Raw genomic sequence first — 24,917 nt, forward strand, 5'->3', positions numbered from 1 at the left:
AAATTATTACCCTCTGGCGGTCGTACAAATTGCACATCCCGATCCTTTTTATGCAGACAGATCGTTCTGTCTTGTTTTTAATTATATACCCTTTTTATCAAATCACAACTACTTTTTTAATTTTTTATATTTGTTAATTAAATTAACTACATAATTTTATTGATAAGTAAAATTTAACAATATAGTTACATTGCAGCACTCCTCAAAAACACATCACGGATTAAAACAGTTAGTCAAAAAACTGAAGCAAATCACACTTCACAGAGAAAAAGTAAAATATTAAACACTATTGAGACTAATTATCATTTTTACTTATATATCTTTTCATTAAAAACCATTGCAATTATTCAGTTTTACTACATTTTTTCTTTTCAAGCATTTTATACTACACTTTGGTCGTAATTTTGGGAGGTGAACATGCAAAAGGGTCTTGAGATTGAAGCAATGAGGGAGTCAGCAGGCTCAATTGTTAATGTACTTAAATCTCTAGCAAATACAGATCGTTTGATCATCTTGTGTCATTTAGCCAAACAGGAATTAAATGTTTCTCAAATAGAGGAACTTACGCAAATTTTCCAACCGACTCTATCACAACAACTGATGATGCTTCGCAAAAGTAATGTGGTTGCAACACGTCGTGAAGGTAAACAGATTTTCTACTCTATTAGCGATCCAAAACTACGCGTTGTTTTGACTACACTGTATGAAAATTATTGCCCTAATATTTAATTGTTTAGGAAATTGCATACTAATTTTAAAATTGGATCACTTTTTTCTGCATAATGTATTTAGGATTTTATAATTTAGATCATCGTGCATGAAAAAATTAAATATAAAAATATCGAATATATTTCCTGCCATACAATGGTTAAAGCACTATCAATACAATAGTTTTAAAGCCGATCTAATTGCAGCACTGATCGTACTTGCAATGCTCGTCCCTCAAGGAATGGCTTATGCCATGCTGGCAGGTTTACCTCCAGTCATGGGGATATATGCAAGTATTCTTCCCATGATTATTTATGCTTTTACGGGAAGTAGCACCACACTCTCAATCGGACCTGTCGCAATTATATCAATGATGGTATTTGCGACACTGAATCAGCTCTTTCCCGTGGCATCAGAGGCTTATATAGAAGCCGCTTGTTTACTCGCGATATTAGTGGGAATTATTTCCTTTATTCTCGGTATTTTCCGTTTTGGCTTTCTCATTCAACTGATTAGCCACCCTGTTATTCAAAGCTTTATCATTGCTTCTGCATTACTGATTGCGCTTGGACAGTTAAAGTTTTTATTAGATATCCCTATAAAAGCCAACAATATTCCAGAGTTTATCTTCTCTCTAGTACAGAATATTCATCAACTCAGTTTTTTAAGTATTAGCTTCAGCCTTGCGGCTATTTCAATGCTGATTCTCTTACCTAAAGTCATTCCAAGCAGTTTTATCGCAAAAACGACACCGCTTCTATTGGTAATAAGCTCTATTGTTATGGTTTATCTGACCAGTCTTGATCAGCATGGTTTAAAAACAGTTGGCGTGATTCCAACGGGATTACCTAACTTTCATTTTCCAACGTGGGATTTTGCGTTAGTACAGAAATTACTTCCAAGTGCATTCATGATCGCTATGATTAGTTTCGTAGAGTCTTTGGCAATCGCACAAGCCACAGCCTTGCAAAAACGTGATGACTTAAATAGTAATCAAGAACTTATCGCTTTGGGGCTGGCAAATATTGCAGCAGGTATTAACTCAGGTTTTGCCGTTTCTGGAAGCTTATCCCGTACAGTTGTAAATGCAGATGCGGGAGCCAAAACACCCATGGCGGGTGTTTTATCTTCTTTATTTATGATTGCAGTTAGTCTTTATTTCACAGGGCTATTTCAAAATTTACCATTAACTGTTTTAGCTGCAACGATCTTTGTCTCGATTTGGAAATTGGTTATCTTTAATCCTTTTTATGAAACTTGGAAATATTCCAAAGCTGATGGACTTGCCATGATTGCAACCTTTTTAGGTGTAACATGTATTGATATTTCTACTGGGTTAATTATTGGGATCGTCTTAACTTTTATTTTATTGTTGTGGCGGATCAGTCGCCCACATATCGCAGTCATTGGTCTCATCGAAGGAACGCAACATTTTAGAAATGTCTCTCGTTATGACGTTGTCACCATTCCAACCATTGCATCTTTTCGTATAGATGAAAATCTAAGCTTTTTAAATGCGCATGTACTCAAAGGCTATATTATTACTGAATTAAGTCATAATAAGGCTGTTAAACATGTTGTGATTAACTGCTCAAGCATTAGTAATATCGATCTTAGCGCACTTGAAATGTTAGAAGAACTTAATAGAGAACTCTTAATTTTGGATATCAAATTGCATCTATCCGAAGTCAAAAGTCCTGTTATGGATCGCTTAGTAGACTCAAAACTGATTAAGGAACTCACAGGACAAATTTTCTTGTCACATTATCAAGCAATTCAATACCTTTCATCAGAAAGTACTGTTTAAACTTTTATTTTGAACGTATTTTTTTTACACAAAAGGATATGATTGATTTTTATAAAATACTTTTAAAAACATTGTGTTATTTTTTACAGTATTTTTAAAATAAATAGTCATCAAAAAAAATTTCAATATTCATAGCGCTTGGGTATAGAATACGGCGCTTGTTTAACCTTAAACCGTGCATAGGTTTGTAAGGCCTTTATATGTTTAGTGTATTGTCTCGCTTAAGTTTAGTTAGCAAAATTATTATCGCTATTATTTTAGGGATTGGCGTGGCTTTGCTGTTTCCTAACGTTACACCTTATCTTAGTTTATTAGGTGAATTATTTATTAAAGCGTTGAAATCGGTTGCCCCTATTCTCGTTTTTGTTCTTGTGCTTTCTTCAATTGCCAATTTCCAAGTTGGACAGAATTCTAATTTAAAACCAGTGATGGTGTTATATGTAGCAGGTATGCTTCTTGCCGCTTTTAGTGCGGTGATTGCGAGTATTGTTTTTCCTAGCCAGCTGTTCTTACACTTAGCAGCTCAATCAGATTTACAAGCACCTGGCAGCTTAGCTGAAATTTTAAAAAATCTACTGCTTAGCTTTATTGCCAATCCTGTTCAAGCGATCAGTGAAGCAAACTTTATTGGAATTCTGGCTTGGGCGATTGGTTTAGGTCTTGCCTTGCGCCATAGTTCAGATACAACCAAGCAAGTATTGACGGATGTTGCTGATGCCGTGAATAAGATTATTCATACAGTCATTAGCTTCGCGCCTATCGGTATTTTTGGATTAGTTGCAGTAACTTTTGCAAGCGCAGGTTTCGCGACTTTAGCAAGTTATGCACATTTGCTCATGGTGTTAATCGGCACAATGCTGTTCGTTGCACTGGTGATCAATCCTATTTTAGTTGTAATCACTATGCGTGCAAATCCATATCCATTGGTATTTAAGTGCTTAAGAGAAAGTGGTATTACTGCATTCTTTACGCGTAGCTCAGCTGCGAATATTCCTGTGAACTTGGATCTTGCGCAACGCTTAGGTGTAAATGAAGCAACTGCTGGTGTATCTATCCCGCTTGGTGCAACCATTAATATGGCGGGAGCAGCAGTAACCATTACCGTATTAACTTTAGCTGCGGTAAATACCTTGGGTATTCACGTTGACCTAAGCACAATGTTGATTCTATCTATCGTAGCTGCGGTTTCGGCATGTGGTGCTTCAGGTGTTGCAGGTGGTTCATTATTGTTGATCCCTGTTGCATGTAGCTTGTTTGGTATATCATCAGAAGTAGCGATGCAGGTGGTTGCTATTGGTATGATTATTAGTGTGTTGCAAGACTCAACCGAAACTGCACTCAATTCATCAACCGATGTTTTATTCACCGCTGCAGTAGATTTTAGAAACCGAGAAAATCAGTAGATTGCTATGCCATTACAACGTTTACCGAACTGGATTCAATTAGGTGCTTTCTTATTAGCCCTGAATGCAGGAATGGTAAACGTTCTTGGCTTAATCACTGTCCTACATCAGTCTGTCTCACATATGACAGGCAATGTCAGTATGCTAGCGATGAGCTTAATTGACTGGCAACCAGAACACTTCATTTATCTCACACTCGTCATCTTCTGCTTCGTTGTAGGCTCATTTTATAGTGGTCTAATTTTAGGAAACAGTAATGTGGCTTTTGGTCGTCATTACGGATTTCCTCTAAGTTTTGTTGCTGTTTTTCTCTTGCTTACTTGGTTACTTGTCCCTTATTTTCCGCGTTATAGCTTATTGTGGGCTTGTGCAGCAATGGGTATGCAAAATGCCATGGTCAGCCACTATAAAGGTGCAATCATCCGTACTACGCATTTGTCAGGTGTACTGACTGATATAGGTCTAGCCCTAGGCTACAAAGCTCGCGGACTAAAAGTAGATAATCGACGCATTTTTTTACATTTACTCATTTTTATTGGTTTTTTACTTGGCGGCATTGTTGCCAGTTTGCTTTATCCTTATTTAAAATTACATGCTTTTCTCGTTCCAGCAGCGCTTAGCTTTGTTATGAGCATGGCCTATTGGATCGTTTATTTTCGCTTCTCAAAGAACTCAAATTTGGATTAAATTATGGTTAAAAATGCACTTCAGGCTCAGCTATTAAAAGCAGGTTTAGTCGATAACAAGAAAGCGAAAAAATTGACTAAACAAGCTCAACATGAGCAACGTACTGGTCAGAATGATGATGCTGAAATTAAAGCAAAAATTGATCAAGCGAAACAAGAAAAGCTTGCTAAAGATCAAGCATTAAACCAAGAAAAGCAAAACCTATTAGAAGAAAAGGCACTAAAAGCTTCAATCATTCAAATGATCAAGCAACATAAGATCAAAGAAACTGAAGGTGATGTGGCTTATCAATTTATTGATGAAAATAAAATTAAAAAGGTATATTTATCACAGCAAGTTTACAACGCACTGGTATCAGGATCTTTGGTCATTGCCAAAGACCAAGAAAACTATGCTTGCCTACCTAAAGCCTTGGCAGAACGCATCGATCAAAAAATGCAGGGTTTTATTCTTGTGAATAACAATACTGAAAATAATGACCAGACAACCGATGAAGAAGATCCATACGCAGCATATGTCATTCCAGATGATTTAATGTGGTAATCCCCGAACCAAAGAAATGTAAAAACACCTTACAAATCGTATATAAACTGTGATTAGATTATTATAGTTTCCTCTAACACCTTACAATTCTCCTTCAAAGAATTTTAAGGTGTTTTAGTTTGGATTATTTAAAGTTTGTTAGTGAAATTCGAGGTGAGTTAAGCCATTATCCATGGCTCGAAATGCTATTAGCATTAGCCATGCTGATTTTCTTTGCTGCTTTAGCAAATTTTATCGCTAAGCGGATTATCGTGCGTGGAATTCGTCATTTAGTTACTAAACTTAAATCTCCAAACCAATCTATTTTTGCTCAACATAGCATTATTCGAAGATTTGCGAATATTGTCCCAGCGATTGTCATCATGAATGGTATAACCACCATTCCTCATTTACCCGCTAAAGTGATTTCATTTATACAAATGGGCGCTCAGGCATTTATTTTCCTTACGATTGCCCTAACGGTAAGTGAAGCACTGAACATCTTTAACTTAATCTATCAACGTAATCCTAAATCAAGAAATAAGCCCATTAAGGGATATCTACAACTCGTCAAATTAATCTTATTTGTCGTGTGTGGCCTAATGATTTTAGGAACGTTCCTGAAAAAAGATGTTTTCACACTGCTCGCTGGTTTTGGTGCGATGGCTGCAGTGTTAATGTTGGTTTTCCAAAATACGATTCTTTCTCTCGTAGCCAGTGTGCAAATTGCATCTTACGACATGGTTCGTATTGGTGACTGGATTGAAATGCCTTCGCTTAATGCGGATGGCGATGTCATTGATATGTCATTACACACTGTGACAGTTCAGAACTTCGATAAGACCTATACGACTATTCCAACCAATAAACTTGTTACTGATACCTTTAAAAACTGGCGTGGTATGAGTAATGCAGGTTGTCGTCGTATGAAACGCTCTTTATTCATTGACCAAAGCAGCGTGCACTTTATGACAGATGAGGAACAGCAAAAGCTCAAAGACTTCTTGTTGTTAGACCAATATTTAGATGCTAAACAATCTGAAATTGATGAATTCAACAAACAACTGAGTAATCAATCACGTTATAACAAACGTCGTTTAACGAATCTTGGTACGTTTAGAGCCTATGTAGAATTTTATTTACGTCAACATAAAGGCATTGCTCAAAATCAAACGATTCTAGTTCGCCAAATGCAGCCAACCAGTGAAGGTTTACCTTTAGAAATCTATGCATTTACCAATACTATTGCATGGGCTTCTTATGAAGCGATTCAGTCAGATATTTTTGACCATCTAATCGCAATCGTCCCAGAATTTGGATTGCGAGTTTATCAAGCCCCTTCTGGTTATGACTTTCAAGTGATGACAACAGAACAGAAAGAGAATGCATAACGTTTAAATTAATGAGAATCTGCTTTTTAGCAGATTCTTTTTTAACGGTGCTGAAAACTAATCACAAAGAATATTTAATTTCTGAGAATAGTAATCCGTAGAGACTTTTAGATCAGACATCAATTTTTCTTTTGTATAGTCCTTCGGTGCTAACTTAAGTAAAGCGGGTACATATTGAGACTCATACAATTCAGGATAGTCCTTACAAAGTACGCGTGTTTGCTCTTCTTTCGGTGTGTCAGGATTGTCTAATGTATCCATATATGCTGAAATTTTATTATCAACAACCTCAAAACTTTCCTGAGCTTTTTCACTTTTAACTTCAGGCTGTTTATTACAACCAACAAATAACATTGACATAAAGCCGATCAACAAAATTCTTTTCATAAGTACATACTTTACTGAAGCTTTTCATAAAAAATAAAACCAATTTATACTGAAAAAACAGCAAAGGCTATGGTTTTCCTGTGGGCTTTATCCATTTCCTATAAGTAAATTTCGGGTGGATAAGGCGTATCATCTGTAATTGCTGTATACGGCGTATTTCCAACATAAAAAGTATTCGGTAATTGAGCTGCGTCAATCACGATGGAGTCAGCCATAACTTGCGGATATGCCCAAATAAATTGCTTCATTAATCCCAACGAATCGTTATTACTCATATCACCAAAGACTCGCTGCCAAATCGGTGTTCGATATGGTTTAGTTTTATCAAAACCGTAGACATGAGCAATCGTTTCATCAGGAACAAAACCAGCCAAATAAGCCACTTTATTTTCAGGATAATTCAGATCTTGAGTTGGTATCGTAGAAACTGCCTGATAGGCTGTATTTAATCTAGCTTCTAATATCCAGTCATAAGCTTCGGTCATAATAAAATCAAAGTTTGGATAACTATAATGTTCACTTGGATAATTAATATCTGTGACAAGCGTTTCTATTTCCGTCCGAATGGTAGGGAAAAAGATCAATGGACATACTTGAGCCGATGGATACTGTGCTTTAACAGTGCTACGAATATCACGACAGGTCTGTCCTAATTTATTTCGCAACCATGCCTTGAATTCATCATATGGCGTGCCTGTTTTATTCATTGCCTCATAAATTGTTCCCAGATCAGGTGCATACAAGCCCGTATCTGCATTAAAGGCAAGTTTAGTCGGATAATCATAGATACAAGGCAAATTGCTCCCTTGATTATACCACCACCACGGTTCTCCTATTTGCATAAATACATCACATCCGCCTATATTCATCATATCTGCGAACTCAACAAATACTTTATTTAGATACGCCAATGCACTTTGATCCGACATGCTAAAAAAATAACTCGGAGGCTCGTAACCTGTTCTCCCTAAATTATTATTCCAATCACGCTGCGCCCAAAATTCATTGGCTCCTAATGAATACATTTCGAAACTGACACCAAATATGGGCTGCATTCCAACATCATGCAGTGCTTCTGCAAAATGCTCATGCCACTTACGGGCACATGGATTGACTACATTTTCATTGGTTGTCAATGTATCTGGTATTTGCCACTTGCCAATATCATTTTTCCATGACATCTCAGGATATTTAGACATTCCACAATAATGATTAACAAAGCCCTGATAGCCCAATGCTGCCATATTACTGACGATACGCTTAGGGTTTAAATCATAGTGATCATCATAACTGCTACAAATTCCATAATCATGAGGTGCTATAGAAACTCGCTTTAGAACAAGTTTTGCATTCACACCTGTTGTTACAGAATTAGTGATACGAATATATCCATCTTCTGCTTGCGCTAACGGAATTGTTGAATGTCCGTTATAACTAGATGTAAATCCTGAAAATGAAATCCGCTGAATATTGCTGACAGGAAAGCTATCCGTGGCTGAAAACCCTGCTTTTACTGAATCCCAATCAATTTGAATATGCGCTGTTCTTGAGCTTGGCTGATTTGCATAATTAAACAACACGACGTAAGCGACTTTAGTCTCGTCATTTTCAGTATATTGAATCGTTAATGTGGGCGTAAGTGTTTCATTATTTAATACAGGCATAGAAGGTGATAACTCAATATCAAAATCCCAAACCATCCCTGAATAATCATACTTCGTCTCATAAGCTAAAAACTGATGATCTTTATTGTCATGAGAATCCCAACTAACGCCAACAAGGTCAGTTGTTGCCCGTGATCGAAAGGATGCCTCAAAACCATTTTCATAATCAGTGATTGCAAATGACATTGTTTGTGGACCATCAACACGCCAATACATCGAGCTAAATCGATCAATGATCATGTCCTCAACTAAAAATGACGGTGTAGCATCATTCATAAGAGTTTCATTTTTCTTACTATTTTCTGTCATTTATTTATTCTCAAGTCATCAATATAAAGCCTCATCATAAATTTTATTTTTCACGTAATTGTTAAGATAGATAAGCTTTTGAGTAAACTTAGGTATTTAAAATATATTTGAGTTTTGCGCTTTTCAGAATTCTTTTAAGTTTCAAAATACTTACAACCGTTTGATTGTCATTTACTTATCAATGCAACACAATGATTCAATATAACGACTAAAACCAGAACAGCATAAATGAGGAAATCGGTCATGTTTTATCAAAAATACATCATTCCGCTGTTTGCGTTCTCCTCAATTTTCATCGCTGTGTCTGGATGTAGTGAAGAAATATATCAAAAGCCCCCGCTATCAATATTCAAGAATAATGAGACGAAAATTCCTTATCCACAAATAGACCAAGACTTGGGTGAGAAATTACAACAGAATGAAGCACTATTAGCACAAGAAATTTCAAAGACCATCGAGCAAACCATACGTAAACAGTATCAAAATGGTCATGCCCTACGTGATGCTCACCCCAAATCACATGGCTGCGTGCAAGCTGAATTTCATATCTTAAAGGACATTCCAAAGCAACTTGCCAAAGGCGTGTTTATACCGAACAAAACCTATCAAGCTTGGATTAGATTTTCCAATGCATCAGGTGATGCAACCCAAGCAGATAACAAAAAAGATGCTCGTGGCATAGCGATTAAAATTTTAGGCGTAGCTGGAAAGAAAATTCTAGAATCTGATCCTCAAGCAACAACTCAGGATTTTATTATGATTAATCATCCTGTTTTCTTCGTAAATGATGCCAAAAGATATTTGAGTTTTACCAAACACATTAGCGGTGATCATTTTACCGACAAAATTCAAGTTCCATTTGCCCTCGGTATAAAAGGTACGATCAATGCTTTAGGTGCTCGTAACTCATTAATTGCAAATCCAATCCAAGCACGTTATTGGTCAATGGTCCCCTACCAACTTGGCATCGGTGAAAACCGACAAGCAGTAAAATACTCTGTTACAGCATGTCAGCCTCAAAAAGCAACTATTCCTAAAAATGCTGAACCAAATTTTCTAAGAAGCGCTTTGAAGAATACATTAGCTCATCAAGATGCTTGTATGGAGTTCCTCATTCAACCAAGAACATCCAACAAAATGCTTATTGAAGACTCGATGACAGAATGGAAAGAATCTGAAGCGCCTTTTTATCACATCGCAACAATTCATATCCCACAACAAAACTTTGATACAGCAAAGCAAAATGAGTTCTGTGAAAATCTTTCATTTACACCATGGCATGCCTTACCCGAACACAGACCACTCGGTGCGATCAATAGATTAAGAAAAGTGATTTATGAAGATATCAGCAGAGTCCGTCATGAAATGAATACAGCACCACGACAAGAACCGAATTAATTAGATATTTAGCTTGTATGAGAAAATGAAGCTCTTAGTTACGAGCTTCATTTGTAGTCAACAGCTTACTGAACATTGAGTTCTGTATCTTTCGCAACAATCACGGAAGCGACCATTGGAACACCTAGAATGATTGGAACAACAATGATCCATAGGTCAGTTGTAAGTTTACTTGAGAAAAAGAAATGAATGACGATTGCAGCTAAGGCCAACACAGAAAATAAAACAGCCATGAATCGAATTGCAAACTTGAGAAGCATTTTTTGATCCTATGAAATTGTTGTTAGCTTAAATTATATGCCTCTTTATCATGCAATAACATTACAAATTTTAAGGGATTTATCACTTTTTAAATATGTGTGATTGAAGCTTTACTCTCGATAAAAAATATTTAGATCTTTAATTAACTGATGCTTGGAAAACTCATCATAGATGTTTAATTTTAAAGAACTTATATAATTCTCTACAAAAATCATCCTATTAATTTCAGTATTTAATAAATTCTTTTCCATCAAAAATTTTTGATAGGCTGAAATTAAATAATTTAAACGAAAACCTATACTTCGCTTCTTACGACTTCCCGAAATTTTATTTCCCATCTCTATAATCCCTCCAAAAGTATGAGGACTTACATCTTGTTCATTAAATTTTTCTTCATTAATTGAAAAGTATAGCTTTAATATGACAGTTTTATGACAGAATTTTAATAATTCTTTCATAAATTCATGTAGATAAGTTAATTAACTTGTATTATTATTTCATAAATTCTTAAAAGTGATGCATCCATAGCATGAACGATACTAGTCTTTTAAACGAATTAAATTTAATGATTGATCATTATGTTTCTCGAAATGGCTCTAAACCAAGTCGAGTAATTCTGGGGTACAAAGCATATTCAACACTTATGAATGACCGAGAATTTGCGAAAGAGGTTACTAATTCTGCACTAGATCCCAATAAGCGCAAATATAGAAAACTTAAAATTAAGGTGACTAAAGACGATTATCAGCTTGAATTAGAATAAAAGATTTAAAAGAAAGCTCTCAAAAGAGAGCTTTTTTATTTTCAGTGTAAAATATTAATATAACAAAATTTAGGATTTAATTGGATTTAAGTAAAATAAAATCAATATCTTATAAAGTTACTTATTGTTCACATCAATTCTAAATACCTTTCCATTACACACCCAAACCGTATAAGTTTGCATATCGATGTCATAAAAATATTCAGTTGCCGCACATGAGCGACGCTCTTCTCTGTGAGTGAAATATCTCGGCGAAGATCTTCCCATTTTTCTCAATAAATCACTCTCACTATCACCAACAACCACTAGCTCATATGAAGAACGTATTGAATTCGTTTCTCTTGCAAAAGCATATTCTGTTAATAGAAGTGATGTAACTAATAATATTATATATTTCATCTAGTGTGCCTTTTATTATTCATGTCAATAATTTACCAAATGGTAAAAATAAAATCATTAAAATAAAATTTTAGAGACTTTTAACTTTATACATGAGGGATAACTCCATTTAGCCCTCAAAGGATTATAAATTCAAAACTATAGTTCAAATCGCTTCAACTGAATTAAAAATCAATTTTGTATTGATAATTAAGATTAGAATTTTCTGGTATATTGTGAATATCTTGATCAGTCACAACACCGTGTTCAGGCATTTTAAAAGTATTAATTGCCTGATTCTTAGGAACAATCGGCGGTTTCATAGAATTCTCATAATTCATAGAAGAACAACCAACTAAGCTTGTTGCAAATACACACCCCATAAATAACTTCATCATTACCGCCTCTTAATACTATAAAAATCACATAATCTAGCAAATAGTCTGCCGAATGTCTCATTCCTAATATTTATAGACAGTTGTAGTGATCTTGTAAGGTTCGGACAATTATTACGCTTAAAAATATACAAACCTTTGTTTTATCTATATAACTGAATGTGAACTTTAAAATGAGCATATCAATGATGAAGTCAGTAAGGCTTTTATACGTAAGTAAAATTAAGAATATTGACTCCAATCTAAAGACAAATTTGATTGAAATCCTAGATGAAGCAGTAGATTTTAATTATCGCAATGATGTTACTGGTGTTTTATATTATGGCCATGGATATTTTGTACAATGTCTTGAGGGTCAAAAAGATACCATCGATGATTTGTTCTATACAAAGATTGTCAAAGATGACCGACATGTTAATTGTGAAATTCTCTACTATGCTGAATGTGAAGATAATTTATTCTCACAATGGTCTATGAAATTTTCGCCAGTAAATCAAAATATTACTGATTTTTTTATGAAATATCATCTAGAAGAATTCAATCCCTATTTGCTGACTGCTGAAACGACTGAAAACTTTATTTCAGTATTGGCGGGTGAGCCAGAACTAGATGTAAATAGTTATGTAGCTTAATTTCTGTATAGATCAATAGAGTTGACTCATACGCTTCAGAACAATTGGAGCTCACTGAATGATAAAATACTTTAGTGAGTTCTAGATTGATGATTCTCTTAAATTAAATTTCGTGAATTAGTTCGACTACTTTTAGAAACGCTGAATCCACTATAAAAAAAGACTTTATTCAATCTCATCACCTGATAAATCAGCTCATGAATTTTTCCATTTAGTAAAAATAATATTTACTCATTTGCTTTTCTCGTTACTCCTATCCATTTTCTGATATGCTACGAAAGCTAGGCGAATCGATACTTTTAATTAGAGGAAACAAGCATGTTGCAGTGGTTTGAAAAACTAGTCGACCCATACCCCACCAAAGACTTAAACAAACCATTACCAACCACATTTTTTGCATTTGTTTGGCAAGCAACAAAAGGCATTCGCCCCTATCTCTTTATCTTAATTGCGTGTACCGCAGCAGCAGCAAGCTTTGAAGCATTATTCTTTTCTTATATTGGTAAATTAGTAGATTGGCTCACTCAAAGCCAACCGAGTACTTTTTTAGAGAACAATAAGCAAAATATCACGATTCTGATTAGCATCTTATTCGCCAACATATTCTTTGTTAGCTTGCAATCTGTCGTTAAGCACCAAATTTTATTTAGTAATTTTCCAATGCGAATGCGTTGGCGCTTTCACAATCTATTGCTTCAACAAAGCTTAGACTTTTTCCATACTGATTTCGCAGGTCGCCTTTCAGCGAAAGTCATGCAAACTGCTTTGGCAGTGCGTGAGTTTTGGATGATTCTCGGCGATATGTTGGTTTATGTGCTGATCTATTTCATCACCATCAGTTTAGTACTTGGATCAATCTCGCCTATTTTAATTGCGCCACTTATTTTATGGTTGGCTATTTTTATCATCATTGCGACGTATTTCATTCCTCGACTGGGCAAAATTTCTCAAGAGCAAGCGGATGCGCGTGCAATCATGACAGGTCGCGTGACCGATGCTTATACCAATATCCAAACCGTAAAATTGTTTGCTCATGCTGGTCGTGAAAGCCAATACGCCAAAGAGTCCATGAAAGAGTTCATGCTCACTGTTTATAAGCAAATGCGTTTGGGTGTCAAATACGAAATCAGTATTCGTTTCCTCAGTGCTTTTTTATACATTGGTGTAATTGGTACTTCTGTTTGGTTGTGGACACAAGGACAAGCTGCTATTGGCGTTATTGCAGCAACAACTGCAATGGTTTTGAAGTTGGATAGTATGGCTGAGTTTTTAATGTGGCATGTCACCATGCTGTTTGAAAATGTCGGTACGATTCAAGATGGAATGAAAACCTTAGGCAAGCCTGTTCAAATTCAAGATAAAGAAGATGCAACAGAACTTACAGTTCAAAAAGGTGAAATCCGTTTTGAAAATGTCAGCTTTGCTTATAATCAAAAAAATGTCATTGATCATTTTAACCTCACGATTAAACCAGGCGAAAAAATTGGTATTGTCGGTCGTTCTGGTGCTGGCAAATCAACACTGATTCAATTGCTTCTGCATTTCTATGATGTGAACCAAGGTCGTATTTTGATTGATGGTCAAAGTATTCATGATGTGACTCAAGATAGCTTACGCGCCAATATTGCGTTGGTAACTCAAGACACTTCTCTACTACATCGTACTGTTGCCGAAAACATTAAATACGGTCGTCCAAATGCGACTGAAGCTGAGGTTGAACTCGCAGTTAGAAAGGCTAAAGCAGAAGAGTTTATTCCACAGTTAACAGATCAAAAAGGTCGTGTTGGCTATGATGCATATGTCGGTGAACGTGGTGTAAAGCTGTCTGGTGGACAACGTCAACGTATTGCAATATCACGCGTTTTCTTAAAAGATGCGCCGATTCTTATTTTAGATGAAGCAACCAGTGCACTTGACTCTGAAGTCGAAGCTGCGATTCAAAGCAGTTTAAATGACTTGATGGTTGGCAAAACAGTCATTGCAATTGCACACCGTTTATCTACTATTGCGCAAATGGATCGTCTCATCGTACTTGATCAAGGCAGAATTGCTGAACAAGGTACACATGAGGAATTGATTGCTAATGATGGCTTGTATGCCCAACTTTGGAAACGACAAACAGGTGGTTTCTTGGTTGAACAACGAGTGACTCAGGAAACAGAATAATGTTGTATCTAGAAGACTTAAGTGTTGGAGATCATTTCATAAGCCGTGAATATGAAATGACGCTTGAAGAAGTGAAAAAATTTGCCAGTCAATATGACCCCCAACCCTTCCATTTAGATGAAGAGGCTGCTGCTGAACATCCTATTTTCCAAGGATTAGCAGCAAGTGGATGGCATACATCAGCCGTGACTATGCGTCTATGGACTGAATGCTTTCCAATTGCGGGCGGGTTACTCGGCTCTGAGTCTAGTTTAAGATGGCCTCGCCCAACGCGTGTTGGCGATAAAATTCATGTAGAAGTTGAAATTACTGCAATTGTGCCGTCTAAAACCAAAACTGACCGTGGTATTGTCAGCTACGTTACTCAAGCTTTGAACCAACATGGTGATGTGCTATTAATATCTACAACTAAAATCATGGTCTTTAGAAAACCAACTTAATTTTTGAACATGAGGTGACTCTCTTGTCCAACAATTTTTATGATTGATTATTTTATTTCATGTAAAGATGTTCAAAACCTAGATGATTAAAGATATTAGCAAAAATTGATGAGCGCCACGGAAAGCACATGAAAACGACCTCAACTCGTCAAGATCAAGGAATACCAGGCGTCTATGGCTTATTGTTATTAGATGTTGTTTCTCGTTGGGGATATAACGATGAAACTTTATTCGCTCCTTTTCATTTAACAAGCGAACAACTGGCTGATCCAAATTTTCGGATACCAACACCGATTGCCAACGAACTCGTAAAACATTCTTTACGCCTTACAGGTGAAAGTACACTTGGATTTCATTTAGGTACGCAAATGCGTATCTCAATTCATGGTTTTATTGGCTATGCGATCATGACGGCTCACGACATTACTGATGCAATCGCGTTGGCGAGTCGTTTTATTCAATTGCGTCTACCCTTTTTACAACTTTATTTTTCTACTTTTGGTCCTAAAGCTACTTTACAGCTTCAATGTGATATCGATGTTGAACCATTACGCACTGAGATTATTCTAGGTTTGACGATTGGCATCATGACGATGGCAAAAGCTTTAACGGGTATTGAAGATCTTAGTGGTGAAGTTGATTTAGATTTTCCTGAACCTCAAGGTTTTGATAAGTATAAAGATAAGTTAACGAGTACCGTTCGTTTTAACCAACCACACTTAATTTCTAGCTTTGATAAAAAATATCTTGGCTTAAAAATGGTCAATGCTGATCCAATTGCAAGCCAAATTGCGATCAACCAATGTGAAACTGAATTGTCAGCTTTAGGTGAACGTCGTCGTTTAGCCATGCGTGTTCGTGATATTTTGACTAACTCAGAACAACATTACTTAAGCATTGAAAGTGTTGCAGAACGTTTGCATATGTCGGATCGAACTCTCAAACGCCAGTTAGCCGCTGAAGGAACATCATTTTCAACACTGGTTGATGAAGTTCGTTACCGTCATGCAACGTCTTTACTGTCACGTACAGATTATAGTTTAGAGCAGATTGCCGATGAATTAGGTTATTCAGACGTTGCCAACTTTAGTCGTGCATTTAAACGCTGGAGTGGTCGTAGCCCGAGTAACTGGCGTAAAGATCCATATTTATAAAGTTAGAATTTGTTGGGTGACTTCAAGAATGACTCAACAATCTCTAAAAGTACTTATTTTATAAATGCTTTTGCTTTTGTTTTGATTAAAAAACATGTATAAAGCCACAAAAATGATGAGACAAATTGTTAAGGAGTTGTCATGAATCATCCAGCTGATTTGAAATATGCGCGTACGCATGAATGGGTAAGAATTGAAGGTGATTTGGTTGTTACAGGAATTAGCGACCACGCGCAAGAAGAGCTAGGTGATCTAGTTTATGTTGAAGCTCCAGAAGTTGGCAGCCATGTTACGGCAACTGAACAAGCTGGTATTGTTGAATCAGTGAAGACTGCTTCTGATATTCACGCACCTGTTTCAGGTACAGTGGTCGAAGTAAATACTGATCTTGAAGACGATCCTGATTTTGTAAATGAAGAGCCTTACGGTAAAGGCTGGATTTATAAAATTAAACCAGACAATATCGCAGATGTAGAAAAATTACTTTCTAACAGCGAATATGAATCAGGTTTATAATTTTTATAAATTAAAAAGCCTAGTCATTGAACTAGGCTTTTTTATGACATGAATTATCTATGCAACGTAATCAACTGGATAGCCGTCAACTTCAGAAACTAGATTTTCAAAAGAGAAAATTTCATCAAGTTGTTCTTGAGTCAATAACTCACGCTCCAATACAACTTCTTGGATGGTTTTATTTTCAGAGATACATTGCTTACCTATCTCATCACACAACGCATGCCCCAATAAAGGATCAAGCAAGGTAATAATTCCGACACTACGCATCACTGCATCATGACATGCTTGTTCATGTGCCTTAATACCGCGTACACATTTTTCATCCAGACTTTGAATCGCATGTGTCAGTAGCTCAATTGATTCATTCAATGAAATCGCAATCACTGGTTCCATCACGTTTAGCTGTAATTGACCTGCTTCAGCAGCGAAAGTAATGGTTAAATCATTGCCAATCACTTTAAATGCAATTTGGTTTACCACTTCAGGAATAACTGGGTTTACTTTTGCTGGCATGATTGAAGAACCAGCTTGTAATTCTGGCAATTGGATTTCACCTAAACCAGTACGAGGGCCTGAACTTAACAATCGCAAATCATTACTGATTTTTGAAAGCTTACACGCCAAACGCTTCAAAGCACTGGATAAAATGATGAAAACACCACAGTCACTGGTTGCCTCAACATAATCTTCAGCACCAACCAGTTTTAAACCAGTAATATCTTTTAGACAGGTTACTACTTTTGCTGCATAGCCTTTCGGCGTATTTACACCAGTACCAATTGCCGTTGCACCTAAGTTCACTTCAAGCAACAATTCGCGAGTACGCTTAATTAAACGAACATCTTCTTTTAATAAGGTTGCGAATGCATGGAATTCTTGCCCAAGTGTCATCGGCACAGCATCTTGCAGTTGCGTACGCCCCATTTTTAAAACATAACGGAACTCAATCGCTTTATTTTCAAATGAAGTAATTAATTTATCCATCTGTGTAAATAAAGCATCCAAAGAGCAATACGTTGATAAGCGGATCGCTGTAGGATAGACATCATTGGTAGATTGAGATTTATTGACGTGATCATTCGGATGAATCACATCATATTTACCTTTTTGATGACCCAATGATTCTAATGCAATATTTGCAATGACTTCATTGGTGTTCATATTGATGGAAGTTCCTGCACCGCCTTGATAAATATCAATTGGGAAAGAATCTTGCCATTTTTCAGTTTCATTGATTAAAGCATCACATCCATGCTGGATTGCAATACTTTGAGTTTCCGTCAGTTTTCCAAAACTTAGGTTCGCTTGAGCTGAAGCCTTTTTTACCTGTGCTAGCGCACGAATAAAATAGCCATTTTGTCCAACTTTCTGCGAAGATATTTTAAAATTCTCTATTGCACGTAAAGTATGAATTCCATAATAACAATCAGCAGGAACTTCTTTCGCGCCGAGCAAGTCATGCTCTATTCTTATAGTTGCCGTTTGAACCGTGTTCACTTTCCATTTCTCTCAGACGATGCACCTTATTGGTGCGAGACATTAATATGGAAGATTTAGAGTAAATATTCATTAGCAAAATTGCTTAACATTACGTATTTTTTATAATGAAATTTCTCTGCTTTGTTGCGAATGTAACATCATGTTTCATTCATTTTGCCTACTTTTCACACCCATATCGCTTTTTTTTGGCTTGGAGAATATACTTTTGTAACTAACGAAAATGTTGTAACGTTTTTTTGAGCTAAAATTTCATTTTTTTATGCAAGAAAAAATGCATTTTTTCAGATTAAAAAACGAATATTCATACACTTATTTTAAATTACACAAACAATACACAAAATATACATAAAGTTAACAGTATTTCAAAAAACAAACGTGCTTGAATCTGTGACCTTATCAATCCAAGGAATAGTGGATCATTTTTTTGACTATTCGGATGTGATTGCAAATTATGGATATGTAAGGACAGGCATCCATTATGAATTTTTCTAATCCCACAGTTGTTGTATTCGTGGTATACATCGCTGCCATGCTCGGCATCGGTCTATACGCCTATTTTTCCACCAAAAATCTTGATGATTATATTCTTGGAGGCCGAAGTTTAGGCAGTTTTGTTACCGCTTTATCTGCTGGTGCATCGGATATGAGTGGTTGGTTGCTCATGGGCTTACCAGGCGCAATTTACCTAACTGGTTTATCAGAATCGTGGATTGCAATCGGTTTGATCATTGGTGCATGGCTTAACTGGTATTTGGTTGCAGGTCGTTTACGTGTGCATACCGAAGTACAAAACAATGCCCTCACCCTGCCTGATTATTTTACTGGTCGTTTTGATGATCAGAAAAAAATCTTACGCGTCACATCTGCATTGATTATTCTGATCTTTTTTGCAATTTATTGTGCTTCAGGTATGGTTGCTGGTGCTCGATTATTTGAAACGCTATTCCACTTACCGTATCAAACTGCGCTTATGTTAGGTGCTTTTGCAACGATTGGTTATGTGTGTATCGGTGGTTTCTTAGCAATCAGCTGGACAGATACTTTCCAAGCAGGCTTAATGATTTTCGCATTATTGCTTCTCCCTATCGTGACGTACATGTCATTGGGAATTGGCGCGGAAGAGTTTACAGCGATTGTAGAAAGTGCACGTCCACACGCTTATGATTTTGTTTCGAATTTAAGTTTTGTTGCGATTCTATCAGCGGCGGCTTGGGGTTTAGGCTATTTTGGTCAACCTCATATCCTCGTTCGCTTTATGGCTGCTGATTCTGTTAAATCAATTCCTGCTGCCCGCCGCATTGGTATGACTTGGATGGTCCTATGCTTGATTGGTGCAGTTGGTTCTGGTTTCGTCGGTATCGCATACTTCCAACAACATCCTGAGTTTGCCGCTGCTGTTAGTGCTAACCCTGAAACTGTGTTCATGGAACTCACCAAAATTTTATTTAACCCTTGGGTTGTTGGTGTGATCCTTGCTGCAATTTTATCTGCTGTGATGAGTACGTTGAGCTGTCAGCTTCTTGTCTGCTCTAGTGCGTTGACGGAAGATTTGTACAAAGGCCTTTTCCGTAAAAATGCATCTCAAAAAGAGTTGGTTTGGATAGGTCGTGCAATGGTACTTGCTGTTGCATTGCTTGCGCTCTCTTTAGCTCAAAACCCTGACAGTAAAGTACTTGGTTTAGTTGCTTATGCATGGGCTGGTTTTGGTGCTGCCTTCGGCCCATTGATTATTCTCTCATTGTTCTGGAAACGTATGACGCTAAACGGTGCATTGGTAGGTATGATCGTTGGTGCTGTTACGGTAATCGTATGGAAGAACTTCTTCGGCGATACTGGTATTTACGAAATCATTCCAGGCTTCGTTCTCGCTTTAATCAGCATCGTTGTGGTGAGCTTACTTGGTAAAGCACCAAACTCGACTGTGACAAGCCGCTTTGAACAAGCTGATGAAATCTATACACGCGAAATGAAATAATTCATTGAGAAATTTAAGGGGCTTTAGAGCCCCTTTTTTTATTTAAAATTTTGAACGTGATTTAATTTTTATCTTCGAACTATCTTTGACCACCTGCATCACAGGATAACTCCGAGTCTCTTTTACCCCTGGCAACTGCCATAAGATCTGACCCGCAATACGACGAAACTCCTCCATTCCTCCGCTACGCAGCTTGATTAAAAAATCAAAGCCACCACTCACCATATGACATTCAACAATCTCAGGATATTGCGTTACAGCGTCGATGAAATCATCCAAAACGTGCGGCGTGGTTTTATCAAGCAACACTTCTACAAACACGAGAAAGTTCGCATTGAGCTTGTTTGGATTGAGTTTTGCCTCATACCCTAAGATGAATTCATCTTTCGTTAACTTCTGCACACGCGCCATTACAGCTGTGGGTGAAAGGTTCACAAGTTCGGCTAATTTACTGTTAGAAATTCTCCCATCTGTTTGAAGAATATCCAAAATTTTCAGATCCGTCCGATCTAAGGTATAAATAGGGCTATTCAACTGAATTTTCCTCTAAAAAATGGGTAAAATATAGTGAGTTACTCGGGTTTTATTCTGTAATCATAAATTATCTAAACCTCTCTACTCAATATGTACTAGAGATTGTTATTGGAATTTAGTATGAATACTTTGGATATCCCCGCACAAATGGACACGGCTCACAACAATGGTGGTTATATCACCGAATTTAAAGAAAAAAGTGAGCTTGAGCAACGCATTAATACTGCTTGGCGACGTGCAGAGCCAGAAGCCGTAGCAGAACTTGCTGAAGCAGCTAATATTTCTCCTGATCTTGATCAAAAAATTTATGAATTGGCTTTTGACCTTGCCCATAACTTACGTGAGCGTAAAAGCTCAGCGGGTAAAGCAGGCATCGTTCAAGGCTTACTACAAGAGTTCTCACTTTCTTCACAGGAAGGTGTTGCGCTTATGTGTTTGGCTGAAGCATTACTTCGTATTCCAGACACGGCAACCCGTGATTTACTCATTCGTGACAAAATCAACCAAGGTAACTGGAAAGAACACGTTGGCCAAAGTAGCCTCATGTTCGTCAATGCTGCTGCTTGGGGCTTAATGCTTACTGGCAAGTTAATGGAAACGCCTAAGCAAACCAGTTTATCAAGCGTATTGACAGGTCTTCTCGCACGCAGTGGTCGCGGCATCATTCGTAAAGCCGTTGATGTAGCTATGCGTATGATGGGTGAACAATTCGTTACTGGCGAAACCATCGAAGAAGCACTTGAACATGCTAAACCACTTGAGCACAAAGGCTTCCGCTACTCGTACGATATGCTTGGTGAAGCTGCGCTAACTGACCATGATGCTGAGCGTTATTATAACGACTACACTCAAGCCATTCATGCGATTGGTAAAGCATCTAATGGTCGTGGTGTTTACGAAGGCCCGGGTATCTCAATCAAACTTTCTGCATTGCACCCACGTTACCAACGTGCGCAAATAGATCGTGTTCACAACGAACTTTATAACAAAGTTTATGAACTGGCGTGTTTAGCTAAACACTATGACATCGGTTTAAATATCGATGCAGAAGAGTCAGAACGTCTTGAAATTTCTCTAGAGTTACTAGAGCGTCTTTGCTTCGAACCAAAACTTGCTGACTGGAAAGGTATCGGCTTCGTTATTCAAGCTTATCAAAAACGCTGCTTCTTCGTTGTAGATTACATCGTTGATCTTGCGAAACGTAGTAACAAACGTTTAATGATCCGTTTGGTGAAAGGTGCATACTGGGATAGCGAAATCAAGAAAGCGCAAATCGACGGTATGACAGACTACCCTGTGTTTACTCGTAAAGTTCACACTGACTTGTCTTACATTGCATGTGCGAAAAAATTACTTGCTGCACCTGATCAAGTGTATCCGCAGTTCGCAACACATAACGCCCAATCGCTTGCAACGATCTACAACCTTGCTGATCCAAGCAAATATTACCCAGGTCAATATGAATTCCAATGCTTACACGGTATGGGTGAGCCATTGTATGAACAAGTTGTAGGTTCAAAAGAAGATAAAAAATTGGGGATTCCTTGCCGCGTTTACGCGCCTGTAGGTAACCATGAAACCTTATTGGCTTATCTTGTTCGCCGTTTACTTGAAAATGGTGCGAATACATCATTCGTAAACCGTATTGCAGATAAGACTTTGAAGGTTGAAGATCTAATTCAATCTCCAATCAAAGATATTCAAACTGCTGCGAAAGATGAAGGTCAGCTCGGATTAAAACATCCTGCAATTCCTCTTCCGCACAACTTATATCCATTACGTCCAAACTCAAATGGCTTTGATCTAAACAATGATCAACCATTAACAGATTTAGACAAAACGGCTCAACAATTACGTAACCGTGTTTGGAACAGCGTGCCTTTACTTGGCTTCGAATCTACAGTTCATCCAGAAAGTAATGCTCTTGCAATTACAAACCCTGCACAAAACAGTGAAGTCGTGGGTTATGTAAATGAAGCAACAAGTGCTGACGTACAACTTGCATTAGAAGCAGCAGTACAAGCGCAACAAACTTGGGCGATGACAGACAAATTCGAGCGTGCCGCTTGTTTAAAACGCGCTGCTGATTTGATGGAATCTCGTATTCAAGAACTTATGGTTTTACTTTGCCGTGAAAGTGGTAAAACCTATGCCAATGCGATTGCAGAAGTTCGTGAAGCTGTTGACTTCTTACGTTACTACGCAACACAAATTGAAAACTTACCAGCAAACGCACAAGTTAAACCATTGGGTACAGTGTTGTGTATCAGTCCATGGAACTTCCCTCTTGCGATTTTCTCTGGTCAGATTGCAGCAGCGTTAGTAAGCGGTAACTGTGTTATTGCAAAACCAGCTGAGCAAACACCACTTATCGCAGCTCAAGCAGTACAAATGCTTTGGGAAGCAGGTGTTCCACATGGTGCAGTACAACTTCTACCGGGTCGTGGTGAAACAGTTGGTGCTCAACTAAGCCAAGATGATCGTATTCAAGGCATTATGTTTACTGGTTCTACAGAAGTTGCAAAAATCTTGCAAAAGACTGTAGCAAAACGCTTATCACCAAATGGTCAACCGATTCCGTTAATTGCGGAAACGGGTGGTCAAAACGCTATGATCGTTGACTCATCAGCTTTAACAGAACAAGTTGTATTAGACGTTGTAAGCTCAGCATTTGATAGTGCTGGTCAACGTTGTTCTGCACTTCGTATCTTATGTGTACAACAAGACAGTGCAGCGACAGTCGTTAAGATGTTGAAAGGTGCAATGCAGCAATTGATCGTTGGCAATCCAGCAATCTTAAAAACTGATATTGGTCCTGTTATCGATCAAGAAGCAAAACAAACGATTGATAATCACATTCAAAAGATGAAATCTAAGGGCTATCCTGTTCATCAATTGATGTTCAATGATGCTGCAAGCCAACAAGCACTTGCACAAGGTACTTTCGTTCCGCCTACTGCGATCGAACTTCCAAACCTTGATGATCTTGAACGAGAAGTATTCGGTCCTGTGTTGCATATCATCACATATAAATATGGTGAACTTGAGCAACTGATCGACCGCATCAATGCCAAAGGTTATGGCTTAACAATGGGTCTTCATACTCGTATTGATGAAACGATTAATACAGTCATTCAACGTGCAGAAGTGGGTAACTTGTATATTAACCGCAACATCGTTGGTGCAGTTGTTGGTGTACAACCATTTGGTGGTGAAGGCTTATCTGGTACTGGTCCAAAAGCGGGTGGTCCACTTTATATGTACCGTTTGATGGAACATTGTTCTGAAAAAGTTTTAGCAACACCGTTTGCTGTTAAATCTGAACTTTCTCAGTTTGATGCAGTCTCAAATGATGCATATCAAAACTTGTTAACTTGGGCGCAAAAACATATGGCTCAAGCAATTCCAGAAACTCCAGCATTCGGTGTTGGTAAATTCTACGAGTTGCAAGGCCCTACTGGTGAGAGTAACCAATACATTATCTTACCTCGCCATCGTGTGCTTTCAATTGCAAACGATGAACGTGGTCAATTGCAACAACTCCTCGCAGTTTTTGCAGTAGGTAGTTCAGCAGCTGTGTTAAAAGACAATATGTTCTTAGCAAAACATCAAGCTTCATTACCTAAAGAAGTTTTAACGGCGATCAAAGTTATTTCTAATGTTGAAACTGATCAGTTTGATGCTGTACTTCATCATGGTTCTGTTGAGCAATTAACAGATCTTCAAAACAAAATTGCGAACCGTTCTGGAGCAATCGTGGGCATTACTCATCTTCAAACAGATGAGCAGATTCCTTTAGAACGTCTAGTCATTGAACGCGCTATTAGCGTAAATACTGCTGCTGCCGGCGGTAATGCGAGTTTAATGACTTTATCTGAAGACTAATTTAAGTCTTCAATCTCCCAGCCCGAATCATGTTCTACA

23 protein-coding genes are annotated in these 24,917 nt (G+C 37.5%); 15 read left to right on the plus strand and 8 right to left on the minus strand.

Annotated elements, in window-relative coordinates; genetic code table 11:
* The first annotated feature begins 417 nt into the window (after positions 1-417).
* The 6 genes from ACT4_RS11195 to ACT4_RS11220 all read left to right on the plus strand — a co-directional run bounded on the left by ACT4_RS11195 (position 418) and on the right by ACT4_RS11220 (position 6,518).
* Positions 418-729, plus strand: a complete 312-nt coding sequence (locus tag ACT4_RS11195; protein ID WP_004879228.1) for a metalloregulator ArsR/SmtB family transcription factor — start codon at positions 418-420, stop codon at positions 727-729.
* A gap of 88 nt (positions 730-817) precedes the next feature.
* The gene (locus ACT4_RS11200) at positions 818-2,515 is read left to right on the plus strand and encodes a SulP family inorganic anion transporter (protein ID WP_007482340.1); all 1,698 of its coding nucleotides are present in this window, start codon (positions 818-820) and stop codon (positions 2,513-2,515) included.
* A 200-nt stretch (positions 2,516-2,715) separates the two neighbouring features.
* Positions 2,716-3,918, plus strand: coding sequence for a serine/threonine transporter SstT (gene sstT, locus ACT4_RS11205; RefSeq protein ID WP_007482341.1), 1,203 nt, complete (start codon positions 2,716-2,718; stop codon positions 3,916-3,918).
* A 6-nt stretch (positions 3,919-3,924) separates the two neighbouring features.
* Positions 3,925-4,605, plus strand: a complete 681-nt coding sequence (locus ACT4_RS11210; RefSeq protein ID WP_007482343.1) for a YoaK family protein — start codon at positions 3,925-3,927, stop codon at positions 4,603-4,605.
* A 3-nt stretch (positions 4,606-4,608) separates the two neighbouring features.
* The gene (locus ACT4_RS11215; RefSeq protein ID WP_007482345.1) at positions 4,609-5,148 is read left to right on the plus strand and encodes a DUF2058 domain-containing protein; all 540 of its coding nucleotides are present in this window, start codon (positions 4,609-4,611) and stop codon (positions 5,146-5,148) included.
* Positions 5,149-5,267: 119 nt separating this feature from the next.
* The gene (locus ACT4_RS11220; protein WP_007482346.1) at positions 5,268-6,518 is read left to right on the plus strand and encodes a mechanosensitive ion channel family protein; all 1,251 of its coding nucleotides are present in this window, start codon (positions 5,268-5,270) and stop codon (positions 6,516-6,518) included.
* Between the two features lie 57 nt (positions 6,519-6,575).
* Here ACT4_RS11220 and ACT4_RS11225 read toward each other — a convergent pair whose 3' ends face one another.
* Both ACT4_RS11225 and ACT4_RS11230 read right to left on the minus strand, forming a co-directional pair.
* Positions 6,576-6,905, minus strand: a complete 330-nt coding sequence (locus ACT4_RS11225; protein ID WP_034605010.1) for a hypothetical protein — start codon at positions 6,903-6,905, stop codon at positions 6,576-6,578.
* Between the two features lie 98 nt (positions 6,906-7,003).
* The gene (locus tag ACT4_RS11230; RefSeq protein ID WP_374750109.1) at positions 7,004-8,845 is read right to left on the minus strand and encodes a phage capsid protein; all 1,842 of its coding nucleotides are present in this window, start codon (positions 8,843-8,845) and stop codon (positions 7,004-7,006) included.
* A 276-nt stretch (positions 8,846-9,121) separates the two neighbouring features.
* On the opposite strand from ACT4_RS11230, the gene ACT4_RS11235 reads away from it, so the two are divergent.
* Positions 9,122-10,276: a catalase family protein gene (locus ACT4_RS11235; protein WP_007482353.1), complete on the plus strand. Its 1,155-nt coding sequence runs from the start codon at positions 9,122-9,124 to the stop codon at positions 10,274-10,276.
* A gap of 65 nt (positions 10,277-10,341) precedes the next feature.
* Here ACT4_RS11235 and ACT4_RS11240 read toward each other — a convergent pair whose 3' ends face one another.
* Both ACT4_RS11240 and ACT4_RS11245 read right to left on the minus strand, forming a co-directional pair.
* Positions 10,342-10,536 (minus strand): hypothetical protein, encoded by a 195-nt coding sequence (locus ACT4_RS11240; protein ID WP_004879207.1) that lies wholly within the window; start codon positions 10,534-10,536, stop codon positions 10,342-10,344.
* A gap of 111 nt (positions 10,537-10,647) precedes the next feature.
* Entirely contained in the window at positions 10,648-10,995 is a 348-nt protein-coding gene (locus ACT4_RS11245; RefSeq protein WP_007482354.1) for a hypothetical protein, read from the minus strand.
* A gap of 71 nt (positions 10,996-11,066) precedes the next feature.
* Here ACT4_RS11245 and ACT4_RS17395 point away from each other — a divergent pair, with 71 nt between their 5' ends.
* Positions 11,067-11,300, plus strand: coding sequence for a hypothetical protein (locus tag ACT4_RS17395; protein ID WP_004879202.1), 234 nt, complete (start codon positions 11,067-11,069; stop codon positions 11,298-11,300).
* A gap of 117 nt (positions 11,301-11,417) precedes the next feature.
* Here ACT4_RS17395 and ACT4_RS11255 read toward each other — a convergent pair whose 3' ends face one another.
* Positions 11,418-11,699, minus strand: coding sequence for a hypothetical protein (locus ACT4_RS11255; RefSeq protein WP_007482355.1), 282 nt, complete (start codon positions 11,697-11,699; stop codon positions 11,418-11,420).
* A 164-nt stretch (positions 11,700-11,863) separates the two neighbouring features.
* Positions 11,864-12,076: a hypothetical protein gene (locus tag ACT4_RS11260; protein WP_007482357.1), complete on the minus strand. Its 213-nt coding sequence runs from the start codon at positions 12,074-12,076 to the stop codon at positions 11,864-11,866.
* Between the two features lie 185 nt (positions 12,077-12,261).
* Here ACT4_RS11260 and ACT4_RS11265 point away from each other — a divergent pair, with 185 nt between their 5' ends.
* The 5 genes from ACT4_RS11265 to gcvH all read left to right on the plus strand — a co-directional run bounded on the left by ACT4_RS11265 (position 12,262) and on the right by gcvH (position 16,981).
* On the plus strand, positions 12,262-12,705 hold the full coding sequence (locus ACT4_RS11265) for a BLUF domain-containing protein (RefSeq protein WP_034605043.1): 444 nt from the start codon (positions 12,262-12,264) through the stop codon (positions 12,703-12,705).
* A 318-nt stretch (positions 12,706-13,023) separates the two neighbouring features.
* Positions 13,024-14,871: an ABC transporter ATP-binding protein gene (locus ACT4_RS11270; protein ID WP_007482359.1), complete on the plus strand. Its 1,848-nt coding sequence runs from the start codon at positions 13,024-13,026 to the stop codon at positions 14,869-14,871.
* Entirely contained in the window at positions 14,871-15,311 is a 441-nt protein-coding gene (locus ACT4_RS11275; protein WP_007482361.1) for a MaoC family dehydratase, read from the plus strand. The genes ACT4_RS11270 and ACT4_RS11275 overlap by 1 nt, the downstream gene beginning before the upstream one ends.
* A 128-nt stretch (positions 15,312-15,439) precedes the next feature.
* On the plus strand, positions 15,440-16,465 hold the full coding sequence (locus ACT4_RS11280) for an AraC family transcriptional regulator (RefSeq protein ID WP_007482363.1): 1,026 nt from the start codon (positions 15,440-15,442) through the stop codon (positions 16,463-16,465).
* A 141-nt stretch (positions 16,466-16,606) separates the two neighbouring features.
* Positions 16,607-16,981 (plus strand): glycine cleavage system protein GcvH, encoded by a 375-nt coding sequence (gene gcvH, locus ACT4_RS11285; RefSeq protein WP_004879188.1) that lies wholly within the window; start codon positions 16,607-16,609, stop codon positions 16,979-16,981.
* A gap of 57 nt (positions 16,982-17,038) precedes the next feature.
* Here the strand turns inward: gcvH and aspA are convergent, their stop codons facing one another.
* The gene (gene aspA, locus ACT4_RS11290; protein WP_007482366.1) at positions 17,039-18,481 is read right to left on the minus strand and encodes an aspartate ammonia-lyase; all 1,443 of its coding nucleotides are present in this window, start codon (positions 18,479-18,481) and stop codon (positions 17,039-17,041) included.
* Between the two features lie 481 nt (positions 18,482-18,962).
* On the opposite strand from aspA, the gene putP reads away from it, so the two are divergent.
* On the plus strand, positions 18,963-20,459 hold the full coding sequence (gene putP, locus ACT4_RS11295) for a sodium/proline symporter PutP (RefSeq protein WP_007482368.1): 1,497 nt from the start codon (positions 18,963-18,965) through the stop codon (positions 20,457-20,459).
* A gap of 42 nt (positions 20,460-20,501) precedes the next feature.
* On the opposite strand, the gene ACT4_RS11300 is transcribed toward putP, so the two are convergent.
* Positions 20,502-20,993, minus strand: coding sequence for an Lrp/AsnC ligand binding domain-containing protein (locus ACT4_RS11300; RefSeq protein ID WP_004879183.1), 492 nt, complete (start codon positions 20,991-20,993; stop codon positions 20,502-20,504).
* Positions 20,994-21,113: 120 nt separating this feature from the next.
* Between ACT4_RS11300 and putA the strand changes: the two genes are divergently transcribed.
* Positions 21,114-24,878, plus strand: a complete 3,765-nt coding sequence (gene putA, locus ACT4_RS11305; RefSeq protein WP_007482370.1) for a trifunctional transcriptional regulator/proline dehydrogenase/L-glutamate gamma-semialdehyde dehydrogenase — start codon at positions 21,114-21,116, stop codon at positions 24,876-24,878.
* Positions 24,879-24,917 lie beyond the last annotated feature (39 nt).

The organism is Acinetobacter sp. NBRC 100985 (assembly GCF_000241225.1).
Classification (GTDB): domain Bacteria; phylum Pseudomonadota; class Gammaproteobacteria; order Pseudomonadales; family Moraxellaceae; genus Acinetobacter; species Acinetobacter venetianus.

Bases quoted from the DNA above. Each gene is read 5' to 3' on its own strand.
- ACT4_RS11195 (WP_004879228.1), top strand. From the start codon at position 418: ATGCAAAAGGGTCTTGAGATTGAAGCAATGAGGGAGTCAGCAGGCTCA.
- ACT4_RS11200 (WP_007482340.1), top strand. From the start codon at position 818: ATGAAAAAATTAAATATAAAAATATCGAATATATTTCCTGCCATACAA.
- sstT (WP_007482341.1), top strand. From the start codon at position 2,716: ATGTTTAGTGTATTGTCTCGCTTAAGTTTAGTTAGCAAAATTATTATC.
- ACT4_RS11210 (WP_007482343.1), top strand. From the start codon at position 3,925: ATGCCATTACAACGTTTACCGAACTGGATTCAATTAGGTGCTTTCTTA.
- ACT4_RS11215 (WP_007482345.1), top strand. From the start codon at position 4,609: ATGGTTAAAAATGCACTTCAGGCTCAGCTATTAAAAGCAGGTTTAGTC.
- ACT4_RS11225 (WP_034605010.1), bottom strand. From the start codon at position 6,905: ATGAAAAGAATTTTGTTGATCGGCTTTATGTCAATGTTATTTGTTGGT.
- ACT4_RS11230 (WP_374750109.1), bottom strand. From the start codon at position 8,845: ATGAATGATGCTACACCGTCATTTTTAGTTGAGGACATGATCATTGAT.
- ACT4_RS11235 (WP_007482353.1), top strand. From the start codon at position 9,122: ATGTTTTATCAAAAATACATCATTCCGCTGTTTGCGTTCTCCTCAATT.
- ACT4_RS11240 (WP_004879207.1), bottom strand. From the start codon at position 10,536: ATGCTTCTCAAGTTTGCAATTCGATTCATGGCTGTTTTATTTTCTGTG.
- ACT4_RS11245 (WP_007482354.1), bottom strand. From the start codon at position 10,995: ATGAAAGAATTATTAAAATTCTGTCATAAAACTGTCATATTAAAGCTA.
- ACT4_RS17395 (WP_004879202.1), top strand. From the start codon at position 11,067: ATGAACGATACTAGTCTTTTAAACGAATTAAATTTAATGATTGATCAT.
- ACT4_RS11255 (WP_007482355.1), bottom strand. From the start codon at position 11,699: ATGAAATATATAATATTATTAGTTACATCACTTCTATTAACAGAATAT.
- ACT4_RS11260 (WP_007482357.1), bottom strand. From the start codon at position 12,076: ATGATGAAGTTATTTATGGGGTGTGTATTTGCAACAAGCTTAGTTGGT.
- ACT4_RS11265 (WP_034605043.1), top strand. From the start codon at position 12,262: ATGAAGTCAGTAAGGCTTTTATACGTAAGTAAAATTAAGAATATTGAC.
- ACT4_RS11270 (WP_007482359.1), top strand. From the start codon at position 13,024: ATGTTGCAGTGGTTTGAAAAACTAGTCGACCCATACCCCACCAAAGAC.
- ACT4_RS11275 (WP_007482361.1), top strand. From the start codon at position 14,871: ATGTTGTATCTAGAAGACTTAAGTGTTGGAGATCATTTCATAAGCCGT.
- ACT4_RS11280 (WP_007482363.1), top strand. From the start codon at position 15,440: ATGAAAACGACCTCAACTCGTCAAGATCAAGGAATACCAGGCGTCTAT.
- gcvH (WP_004879188.1), top strand. From the start codon at position 16,607: ATGAATCATCCAGCTGATTTGAAATATGCGCGTACGCATGAATGGGTA.
- putP (WP_007482368.1), top strand. From the start codon at position 18,963: ATGAATTTTTCTAATCCCACAGTTGTTGTATTCGTGGTATACATCGCT.
- putA (WP_007482370.1), top strand. From the start codon at position 21,114: ATGAATACTTTGGATATCCCCGCACAAATGGACACGGCTCACAACAAT.